Genomic DNA, 10,459 nt, shown 5'->3' on the forward strand with positions numbered 1-10,459 from the left:
AATGAGTATTAATCAGCTTTTTATTACCGTTATTTTGGCAATTATAGTCGGTATTGTGCTTTGTATGTCGGCAACTCAAATATTGGCCAGAGTAAAAACATATTATTACAAGCTTACTTTTAAACACGAAGTACTTGAACCTTATACACCGAATAAAAAAAAGAAGGATGAGCAGTGAAATTATCAGGTTTAGGAGTGTGGAATCTTTATTTCTTAGCTAAATTTTCCTTGTTTTATTACGGCGCAATTGATTTTAATGTATTAACCAATGCAGCCCTTGCAGCACTTTTAGCAATCAAATTTAAAAAAGCGATTATTGAAAAGTTAAAACATGTACTTGGTGGTATTTTTGCGATTGTCATACTTTACCAAGACTCTTGGTTGCCCCCAATAAATAGGCTGACAAAGCAAGCTGGTAATGTTCAAGATTTCAGTTTTGGCTATTTTTTTGAACTTTTAGCACGTGTCATCAGTGTAGATATGCTATTGGCATTATTCGTTATTACCGTGTGTTTTTGGTATACATCTCAGTGGTTACGTTTTACAACAATAACAATTGTTGGGCTCCTTTTGATAGGATGGCAAGGAGAGGGTGAACAATCAGGCACAGTAGTAAATGCCTACTCTACAAATACAACAATTAGAAATGAGCCTACTAATCAAGCACAAGTCATTACGCGCGAAAGCCAAACACCTGATCAAAAATTGTCAGACTTTTATCAACAACAAAGCCATTTAATTAGCCATTTTCCTTCGCAAGTTAATGGCGAACTGTTCGATGTCATCGTTTTAAATATTTGTTCAATGGCGATTGATGACTTGAACGCTATTGGCGTTAGTGTTGAAGACATGTTTAATGATTTTGATGTGGTGTTTTCAGATTTTAACTCAGCAACATCTTACAGTGGGCCTGCAGCTATAAGGCTTTTACGCGCAAGTTGTGGGCAAACAAGCCAAACAGCTTTATTTAGTGATGCACCAGAGCAATGTTATCTATTTAAAAATTTAGAAAAATTAGGGTATCAAAGCAGGGTTGTGATGAACCACGATGGCCACTTCGATGACTTTAAAGGTTTGGTTAATCGCTTTGGTGGCCTAAACGATAAACCACTTAATATTGATTCACTTCCAGTAGCGCAATACGGCTTTGATGACAGTCCTATTTATTCTGACGGTGCGGTGCTAGATAGTTGGCTTAAAAATGAAGCGCAAGATTGTGAGCCGTGTGCAATGTATTACAACACAACAAGCCTTCACGATGGTAACCAGCTTGCCAATAAAAAACGCATGAATAGCCTTGAAAGTTACCCAATCAGGCACGCTAATTTATTATCTGATATTAAGCGTTTTATTCAAAACCTTGAAAAGCGCGGCCGTAATGTCATGTTAATGGTAGTACCCGAACATGGTGCAGCATTAAAAGGTGACAAGGTACAGTTTGCTGGCCTTCGTGAAATACCAAGCCCTACTATTGTATCTGTACCAGCTGCTATAAAATTTATTGGCCCAGACGTTAAAAGTTATTCGCAAATTATGATTAACGAATCGACTAGTTACTTTGCCTTATCTGAAATTGTTGCAAAAACACTTGAGACAAATGTTTTTGGGGGTAATAACAGCATTGCCAATTTAGTTGAAAACTTGCCAAAAGCACCAAAAGTTGCTGAAAATGCCGGCACAATCATGATGTATGTTAATAAACGACCTTACATACAACTTGATGGCGAAGAATGGTCTGCTTACCCTCAAGGTTAAAAGTAATTTAGCTACGCAGCAGGCTAGCTCTGCTGTGTAGCGTGTTTATGTTGTTATTCTTATGTGTTAATTTAAACGCAGACTTGTCCAAAAATGTTTACAATAAGCTACCTTATCAAAGCGACTTAGCGTATTATTCGGCTAATTTAGTTTTTCCTGCTTTGAGGATGTATGCGTCTAGATATTCACTGTGCTGATAGGATCGGTATAGCCCAAGAAATCCTTAATATTTTAGTTAACTACAGTGTTGATTTAAAAGGTATTGAGGTCGATTCTGTCAATTGCCGTATGTATGTGAGCTTTCCAGAAATAGAGTTTGAGCAGTTTCAAAAAATCATGCCTTCTATCCGTCTGATTGATGGTGTGCATGATGTTCGCACTACCGCATTTCTCCCTTCTGAGCGAGAGCATAACGAATTAAATACCTTGTTACGTGCATTACCTGATGGTGTTATTTCTATTGATGCTAAGGGCTGGGTTCGTTTATGCAACGATGCTGCGTGTAAAGACCTGCAGTTAAGTGAAAAAGAGGTTATTGGCGCTAACATAAATAACCTACTAAAGGGCTTTAACTTTACGCGTTGGTTAGAGGGCAAGGAAGTGTTAGGCCAAACCACTCGGGTTGAAGTAGCTGGCGAAGACTTTATTGCAGATATTTTACCAATTGCCGTGCCACAAGGCAGTGAAGGCGATGTTTTAGCTGGTGCGGTTATTAACATTAAGTCGCAAAGCCGTTTAGGTCAGCAAGTTAGTGCATTTAGACGCTACGGACAAGAAAGCTTTGCCACCATTCATAACTTTAGTACTGCTATGCGCCGTGTTGTGCGTGAAGCACGAAAAATGGCACAGTTAGAAGCACCCATACTCATTACGGGTGAAACAGGCACAGGTAAAGAGCTACTTGCGCGAGCGTGTCATTATGCGTCAAACCGTTCTGTTAAGCCGTTTATTGCGCTTTCGTGCGCGTCGTTACCTGATGATGTAGCGGAGTCTGAACTTTTTGGTTATGCAGGCTACGAAGAAAATGCAGCGCCTAAACGTGGTGTACTCGAGCAAGCCGATGGCGGTACCGTATTTTTAGATGAAGTGGGTGAAATGTCGACCCAGCTACAAACTAAACTTTTGCGCTTTTTACAAGACGGAACGTTTAGAAAAGTAGGCGATGAGAACGAAGTAAAGGTTAATGTTCGTATTGTAGCCGCTACTCAAAAAGACTTGCCCGCAATGGTTCAAGAAGGTGTGTTTAGAGAGGACCTATACTACCGAATTAATGTATTAACTCTCGAAATTGCTCCATTACGAGATCGCAAAGCCGATGTGGGTCCTCTGGCAGAGCATTTTATCCAAAAATATGCCCAGCAAAATGGCCATGCTATTCCGTTATTATCACAAGAGTGTTTGAGTTTTTTACAAGAATATCCGTGGCCTGGTAATGTTCGCCAACTTGAAAATGCTATTTACCGCGCAGTCTCATTGTTAGATGATAGCGAGTTACGTTTAGAGCATTTACAACTACCTACGTTTACGCATGAATTAGGGTATTTGGAGTCAGACTTTGAAGGCTCGCTTGATCAAGCTGTGAAGCGTTTTGAGGCAACGTTGCTGCGTAAACTTTACCCTGCTTATCCAAGCTCAAGGCAACTTGCTAAACGTTTAGGGCTTAGTCATACCGCAGTGGCAAATAAGTTGCGTGACTACGGTATAAACAGAAAAACCGTTAAGGTTTAGATTACTCTAAAATTAAAACAGGGGGACTAGCTTTTAGTCCCCATGTTTTTTGTAACACCATCAATAGCAATCGTTTCTATACCGTCTTCATTAAAGTTAATAACAATACTGGCATTGTTGCGCGTAAAAAAGTAACTACGGTTGTTAAGCTCAATTACATAGTCGCCTTTTACTCGGTCGCTAAACTTTTGTTTTTTTAGTGAGACAGTATGCTCACCAATTTGCCAATTAAACCCTTCAATAAAACCATTGTTAAACTCTTGAACCCATACCTGGCTTTCATCTTTTGATAGTGTAATTGCTACTGAGTATGAACTTGGAATACTTTGCATATTGTAGCTTTTAGCGCCAATTTTAAACTGTTCAGCTTTTTGTTGCCAAGCAAAACCAAAGTCAAATTCTTTTTGTATACCCGTTGAGTAGGTAATAGTGCCTTTGCCGGGTAATGAAAAATCAGCTAGCGCTGAATAGCTTGGTACGAGTAATCCAATAAACGTAATTATATGTAGTAGAGGTTTCATAAGCATTTTATTTTTATATATATGAGTGATAAAGAGTAAGGGAGAACATACGTCTTAGCAAGTGCTTGTGATACACTCAGTAAAATTTTGCTGGTAAGACCTTTGTTGTGAACTTATATATTCGACTCCTATTATTATTTTTTAAAATTAAGCGTAATAAACACTATCAAGATTTACTCGATACGGTAGATATTGATTACAAAGCACTTCCTACTGATTGTGATATTAATTTACATTTAACTAATTCGCGCTATTTAGCCATGATGGACTTGTCGCGTACGTGGATGACTGAGCGAGTAGGTTTGCTAAAACAAATAATGAAACGACGTTGGTTTCCTATTGTTAATGCAACAGCTATTACTTACATTCGTGATATTAAGCCCATGCAAAAATACACTATTAGCACTAAGTTAGTGGGCTGGGATCATAAGTATTTTTACATCGAGCAGAAATTTCATTCTGATCGTGGTTTGCATGCGATTGCGTACGTACGTGGCGTATTTAAAAGCAAAAAAGGTGTTATAAGTATTGAAGAGATGCTTGAAGTGGCTGGCTTTGAAGGTAAAACTCCTATTTTACCCAGCGAAGTAATGCACTGGAAAGAAATGCTTGAGCAGAAAAAAATGACTAATTTACCAAAGTAAATGAAAAAAGTGCTTTGCGCCTTTTTCAATTTTAAGCTTTTATATTTAGCTTACCTTGAAAGTCCTGCCACCCTGGTGGGAACTGCCCACGTAATACATACGAAAACGCAATCAGTTCTGCAATCACAAAATAAAGCTCTTTTGGAATCTCTTCACCTAATTCGAGGTGCGATAAGGTTTTAGCTAAATCGGGATCTTCGTGGATCATGATCCCTTTTTGTTTTGCTGCAGCGATTATTTCTTCCGCCAACTCCCCAAACCCCTTAACACTCACTGAAGGCGTGCTTCCTGCTTCGTATAAAAGGCCAATTGCCGACTTGCTCTTAGGGGAATCACTCATAGCTACACCTTAATATTAATAATTGCATGGGATTTATAAAAAGCAGCATGGGTTGCCTCCCCTCGTTTTAGGTTTAGTTCAGCAACTTGTAAGCCGTGTTTAGCCAGTTTTGAGCGCAGGTTATCAAGGTGAGGGTGGGCAATGGCACTCACTTCTTGGCTTGATGCTAATAATTGGCAATCGAGCGATTTGTCCATTAGCTCGGCGGTAATTTGTAGTTGACCGAGATCAGCATAATCAAAATTTAATCTAACAAACCAGACATTTTTAGGCTCTAGCTTATCGGCCGATGGTTTTTTATATTGCCCTAGTGTTATTTCTGTTTGGGCTGCTTCTGGCGGTAATTTCATCGGAAGTAAAAACTGTGCCAGCGGGTTACTTTCGGGTTGCTGACTTGGTGTTGAAACACTTACCTGTGTGAGCGTGTTTTTAACCTGAGTAAGCTCTCCAGCAAGTGCTTGCACTTGTGATTGCTGAAGTTGCTCTAGTATTTTTGAACTTGCTTTGCCAGCTTTAAACGTAGGCATAAGCACCTGTAGTAATGCATCAATGCCTGTTTTTGAGTCAAAGGTAATTGGGGTTACAGACTGGTTAATAATAGGCGCCGCCAAAATACTAACCGCTAGCTGCTCAAGCCCTTTGGTAAAGCTACTTTGCAGGGTGTCATGCGTGAGGCTGTGAGGTTGCAGTGTCGCTAATATCTCTCTTTGCACGGCAGTCGGGCTAACGTTGCTGCTTGATACCATACGATTAAAAGCTTGATTAACCAGCGCATTGAGGTCAGGTGTTTGCTTAGTCGCTTTAACTTGAATATCGGCTATTTGACTGCTCAATGAAATTTTTTCTTCAGTGAGTGTGTGAGTTGAATCATGCGTTGGTGGCAGCTTTAAAAGCGGCGTTAATATTTTAGCTTCAATAGGTTGCAGCATTTGGCTTGGTGATGCAATAGTCGTTGTGTTACTAAATACTGCATTAAATAAGGTGTTACTTGCTGGTATAGAGGCTACAGCATGTGTTTGTTGGATTGCTGGGCTAGTGGCTTTTAGGGTAGGGAGTGTTGTGGCCAGTTTATTATCTGCATTAGCTTGTTGAGTATGGCTAAGCCCCGCTTTTGTAACAGGAAGAGAATTCAGCTCTTTAATTGTAGTTTGTTTTTGTAGGTCGTTACTCAAGGTGGATTGAACTTGCACTGTTTGGGTTTTTAATACTTGCTCTGTATTTTTGGTTGCGGGTTCTGCCTTTATTTGAGTGCTTAACAGTGCACCTGATTGTGTACCTACCTCTGTTTTACTGTGGGCTGAGACTTTTTCGATTGGTGGCTGCTTATTTTCTGGTGTATTTGTTGTATTAGCATTGGGTATATGCAAATGACTACTGATAACTTTGCCACCAGGAGGCTGCCAAACAGCAACATTTGCTTTTATTAGCTGTGTTAACTGCACAATAGGGGGTAATTGAGAGAAATGCTTAGGTAAAATATTAACAAGTTCAGTACTTGGCTTTTGCGCACTATTAGCAACTTGTATACCTGCATTTTCAATTAAATTAATTCTACTTGTTAGTGAGGACGGGGCGATAAACTGTTTTTGTAAGGTGAGTGATGGTGCGATTTGAGTTTTGTTTTCGTTTGCAAACGATTTGTTTTCAAAATAATTTACTGCATCATTTATTCGTGTTTTTAAATCACTAAAACTAGTTTGCAGCCAAGACTTTATAGGGCTATGGCTACTCACCAGCGGACTTACTTTCGTGGTGTTATTGAACTGCGCTGGCGCGGTTTGTAAATTAGCGTGTTGCGCAGTAAGTAATTCATTAAAAGGTTTAGTGAAGGAGTTACTCAGCATAACTTTTACGCTTTGAGCTTGTGTTGTTATTACAAGCTTATCGGCTTGATTTGCAACAGTCACTTTCACAGGCGAGTTAGGCAGTTCAGCAAGCTGCGTGTTTGATACTTGCGTGGTGAAAGAGCCTGATTTTTGCGGATGCGTTAAAATGGCTAATTTAGGCGTTGCCTGTAGTTGTGCATTGGGTAACAAGCTTGCTAGCATTTTAACCAGCTTTGTTTGGCTTAACGGTTGGGTGTGAACGGTATCAGCAAAGCGGTTAATAACATCAATTTGTGCGCCTTTACTGTTGGTACTTATGGCTAGTTTTAAAGGTTGCTCTGTGCTGAGTAGCTGAGCAACCTCTTTATTTATGGCAACACTAGCATTGAGCTTATCAATAATTAGCTTTGGTGCAGGCGCTAAAGCAAGCTGAACTGAAAGTGGCTTGCTTTCAACCTCTGCACCGGTACTAATAAAATTTAATAAGCGTTGTAATTGGGCAGGCTGGTTAAGTTTAATTGTTGCTACATTTGGCAAAATAGATAGCTGCTTTCCGTCTGCGCTAAGTTGTATGCGCGCGCTAGCAATTTTATCTAAAGATTGAGGGGCATTGCTTGTGCCTAGTCTGAGCGTTTGCCATTGCTTATTAACCAGCACTTCTAGCGTGATAGAGTCTTTTGAAAATTGAATGTTTTTAGCCGCAAGTACTTCACTTGGTATTTGTGGTAACTCATTGGTTTGGTTATTAGTTGATGAATTGATAACCAATGAATTGGATAATGTTATTTGCGTTGGCGTATTCATTATTTTAAATCAAGTTTTCTCTATTTTAAGTGAATCGATTTTAAAGCAATATTCGTATTACCCTATCATTATGGTAGACTAACGCCTAATTTTTGGCAGAGAGAATCGTCATCTTGTTACACATTAAGTCCGTCTCCTGCATCAAGCAAGAACGTTGTTTGTTTGCGGACCTTAATTTTAGCCTTAAAAGCGGTCAAATCATGCAATTAGCGGGTCCTAATGGGGCTGGTAAAACATCGTTATTGCGTATCATCGCTGGCTTTTCTGCGCCTGATGAAGGCGAGGTTTTGTATCAAGAACGCTCAATAAATAAATACTATGAAGAGTTCGCCCACGACTTACTTTTTATAGGCCATAAAACGGGTGTTAACATTCAGTTGAGCGCTGTTGAAAATGTACGCTTTTGGTTACGGATCAACGGTTATTCAAATGAGCCTGACCTTTACCCAATTTTAGCAAAACTAGGCTTGGTCGGTCTTGAAGATGTGCCTGTTAGAATGCTGTCGGCAGGCCAGCAACGACGAGTTGCATTAGTTAGACTTTGGCTAAGCGACGCAAATTTATGGGTGTTAGACGAGCCATTTACTGCGCTCGATAAAAGCGGTGTTGCGTTTTTGCAGCAGCGATTTACTCAACATCTAAATAATAATGGCGCCATATTATTAACCACCCACCAAGACCTAACTACTCACTTTAGTGATTTACAAACAATCACATTGGAGTACCGCCACTGATGACTCGTCAACACTCTTATTGGTTACTATTCAGTGCGGTTTTTACTAAAGATATAAAGCTTGCTTTTCGCCAGCGAGCTGAAATTGTAAACCCAATATTGTTTTTTTTAATTGTTATTTCTTTGTTTCCGTTAGCAATAGGTCCTGAGCCCGGTCTACTTGCTAGAATGGCGGCCGGTATCATTTGGGTTGCAGCTTTACTCTCTACCATGTTGGGCTTAGATAAACTGTTTAGAGATGACTTTAATGATGGATCTCTCGAACAGTTAATTGCCTCATCGTACCCATTGTCACTTACAGTGCTTGCAAAAGTGGCTGCACATTGGGTTGTGACGGGGTTGCCCCTTGTATTAATGACACCGTTATTCGCGTTATTACTTAATTTAGATAGTAATGCGCTGGTGGCCACTGTTTTAACGTTATTATTGGGTACACCGTTATTAAGTTTTATTGGTGCAATAGGTGCTGGGCTTACTGTTGGGCTACAAAAAGGGGGTATTTTGATGAGTTTACTCGTACTGCCTTTGTATATTCCTGTTCTAATTTTTGCAACGTCGGCTATCGACACCAGTGTTATGTCGCTGGATTATAGCGGGCAACTTGCCATCCTTGGTGCTATGTTAGTCATCGCTATTATTAGCGCACCAATCGCCATATCGTCAGCTTTAAAAGTGAGTATAAGTTAATGTGGAAGTGGTTACATCCCTATGCTAAAGCAGAGCGTGCATACCAGTTATGCAATACGTTACTGCCTTATTTTGCCGTAGTTACGGTTGTTAGTATGCTCGTTGGTTGGGTGTGGGGGCTTGGTTTTGCACCTGCCGATTACCAACAAAAAGACAGCTACCGTATCATTTTTATTCACGTTCCTTCTGCCATTTTATCAATGGGGGCATATTCCTCTATGGCCATTGCTGCCATTGTTGCGCTTGTATGGCAACTCAGAAACGCAGAACTTGCCGTTATAGCAATTGCACCTGTTGGCGCATGTATGACTGCAATAGCACTTATAACCGGGGCTGCTTGGGGTAAACCTATGTGGGGCGCTTGGTGGGTGTGGGATGCACGACTCACATCGGAGCTTATTTTATTATTTTTATATTTGGGCGTAATTTCGTTATACCACGCTTTTGAAGATAAAAAGTCAGCGGGCCGCGCTGCATCTATCTTAGCGATTGTAGGGGTGATCAATTTACCAATCATTCACTTTTCGGTTGAGTGGTGGAACACCCTCCATCAGGGAGCAAGCATCACTAAATTTAATACCAATGCGGTTGACCCAAGCATGTTTTGGCCATTAATGGTAAATATTTTAGCCTTTGCAGCGTTTGTTGGCACAGTCACTTTAATTCGTCTTAAAAATGAAATTTTGCAACGTGAAAAGCATCGCCCATGGGTGCGCCAGTTGCTTAATAGGGGGTAATTATGCAGTTTGACTCTTTTTCTGATTTTATTGCAATGGGGGGCTATGGGTTTTATGTATGGCTTTCATTTGGCACATGCGCACTTATTTTACTGGGTATTTTAGTGAGCTCTTTAAGAGATACTAAGCATATTATGGCTTCAGTAGAGCAACAAATTGTTCGTGAAGAGCGTATAAAACAAGCCAAGCAGGAGCAAGCATCATGAACCCGAGACGTAAAAAACGCTTATTAGTGATTGTTGCTATTTTATTTGGTTTGGGTTCTGCCATAGGCTTAGTGCTTTATGCTTTACAAGAAAACATAAACCTATTTTATACCCCAAGCGAATTGATTGATGGCAAAGGCCCAAACAAAGAAAAACCTTTTATTGGTCAAAAGCTTCGTATTGGCGGCATGGTAGTCCCAGGATCTGTTGAAAGAAACGAGCAAAGCTTAGAAGTGAGTTTTAAATTAATTGATACAGGTCCATTAGTGACTGTGAAATATCAGGGGATATTGCCTGATCTGTTTCGTGAGGGGCAGGGTATTGTTGCGCAAGGTGTTTTAATTGAGCCTAATGTCATTGAAGCGTTTGAAGTACTGGCCAAGCATGATGAAGAATACATGCCTGCAGAAGTTGCTGAAGCGGTTAAAGGTATTAAGCATGAAAAACCAAAATACAACTTAGATAGTGGTGATTAGCT

12 protein-coding genes are annotated in these 10,459 nt (G+C 40.1%); 9 read left to right on the top strand and 3 right to left on the bottom strand.

The genetic code is table 11. From position 1 onward, the window contains the following. Position 1: 1 nt before the first annotated feature. The 3 genes from MTF67_RS07945 (at position 2) to tyrR (ending at position 3,483) form a co-directional block, all read left to right on the top strand. Positions 2-178 carry a hypothetical protein gene (locus MTF67_RS07945; protein WP_006791404.1) on the top strand — a complete coding sequence of 59 codons (177 nt, stop codon included), beginning with the start codon at positions 2-4 and terminating at the stop codon, positions 176-178. Beyond that, positions 175-1,755, top strand: coding sequence for a cellulose biosynthesis protein BcsG (gene bcsG, locus MTF67_RS07950; protein WP_248519229.1), 1,581 nt, complete (start codon positions 175-177; stop codon positions 1,753-1,755). Before MTF67_RS07945 ends, bcsG begins: the two co-directional genes overlap by 4 nt. 171 nt (positions 1,756-1,926) lie before the next feature. Continuing rightward, on the top strand, positions 1,927-3,483 hold the full coding sequence (gene tyrR / locus MTF67_RS07955) for a transcriptional regulator TyrR (RefSeq protein ID WP_006791402.1): 1,557 nt from the start codon (positions 1,927-1,929) through the stop codon (positions 3,481-3,483). 26 nt (positions 3,484-3,509) lie between these two features. Here the strand turns inward: tyrR and MTF67_RS07960 are convergent, their stop codons facing one another. Further along, positions 3,510-4,004 (bottom strand): hypothetical protein, encoded by a 495-nt coding sequence (locus MTF67_RS07960; RefSeq protein ID WP_008127581.1) that lies wholly within the window; start codon positions 4,002-4,004, stop codon positions 3,510-3,512. Positions 4,005-4,111: 107 nt separating this feature from the next. On the opposite strand from MTF67_RS07960, the gene MTF67_RS07965 reads away from it, so the two are divergent. Further along, entirely contained in the window at positions 4,112-4,648 is a 537-nt protein-coding gene (locus MTF67_RS07965; protein WP_006791400.1) for a thioesterase family protein, read from the top strand. 31 nt (positions 4,649-4,679) lie between these two features. Here the strand turns inward: MTF67_RS07965 and MTF67_RS07970 are convergent, their stop codons facing one another. Both MTF67_RS07970 and MTF67_RS07975 read right to left on the bottom strand, forming a co-directional pair. Further along, positions 4,680-4,988, bottom strand: coding sequence for an EscU/YscU/HrcU family type III secretion system export apparatus switch protein (locus tag MTF67_RS07970; RefSeq protein WP_008127583.1), 309 nt, complete (start codon positions 4,986-4,988; stop codon positions 4,680-4,682). A gap of 2 nt (positions 4,989-4,990) precedes the next feature. After that, positions 4,991-7,618 carry a flagellar hook-length control protein FliK gene (locus MTF67_RS07975; protein WP_248519230.1) on the bottom strand — a complete coding sequence of 876 codons (2,628 nt, stop codon included), beginning with the start codon at positions 7,616-7,618 and terminating at the stop codon, positions 4,991-4,993. Between the two features lie 113 nt (positions 7,619-7,731). Here MTF67_RS07975 and ccmA point away from each other — a divergent pair, with 113 nt between their 5' ends. From ccmA to ccmE, 5 genes are read left to right on the top strand one after another with little or no spacing between them, the layout of a single operon-like run. Further along, positions 7,732-8,352, top strand: a complete 621-nt coding sequence (gene ccmA / locus MTF67_RS07980; RefSeq protein ID WP_086007393.1) for a cytochrome c biogenesis heme-transporting ATPase CcmA — start codon at positions 7,732-7,734, stop codon at positions 8,350-8,352. Beyond that, complete coding sequence (ccmB, locus tag MTF67_RS07985) at positions 8,352-9,038, top strand: heme exporter protein CcmB (RefSeq protein WP_248519231.1); 687 nt, start codon at positions 8,352-8,354, stop codon at positions 9,036-9,038. The genes ccmA and ccmB overlap by 1 nt, the downstream gene beginning before the upstream one ends. Further along, positions 9,038-9,775, top strand: coding sequence for a heme ABC transporter permease (locus tag MTF67_RS07990; protein WP_008127600.1), 738 nt, complete (start codon positions 9,038-9,040; stop codon positions 9,773-9,775). Before ccmB ends, MTF67_RS07990 begins: the two co-directional genes overlap by 1 nt. A gap of 2 nt (positions 9,776-9,777) precedes the next feature. Further along, complete coding sequence (gene ccmD / locus MTF67_RS07995) at positions 9,778-9,981, top strand: heme exporter protein CcmD (protein WP_006791394.1); 204 nt, start codon at positions 9,778-9,780, stop codon at positions 9,979-9,981. Further along, positions 9,978-10,457, top strand: a complete 480-nt coding sequence (ccmE, locus tag MTF67_RS08000) for a cytochrome c maturation protein CcmE (protein WP_248519232.1) — start codon at positions 9,978-9,980, stop codon at positions 10,455-10,457. Before ccmD ends, ccmE begins: the two co-directional genes overlap by 4 nt. Positions 10,458-10,459 lie beyond the last annotated feature (2 nt).

Source organism: Pseudoalteromonas sp. 2CM32C (genome assembly GCF_023161925.1).
Taxonomy (GTDB): domain Bacteria; phylum Pseudomonadota; class Gammaproteobacteria; order Enterobacterales; family Alteromonadaceae; genus Pseudoalteromonas; species Pseudoalteromonas marina.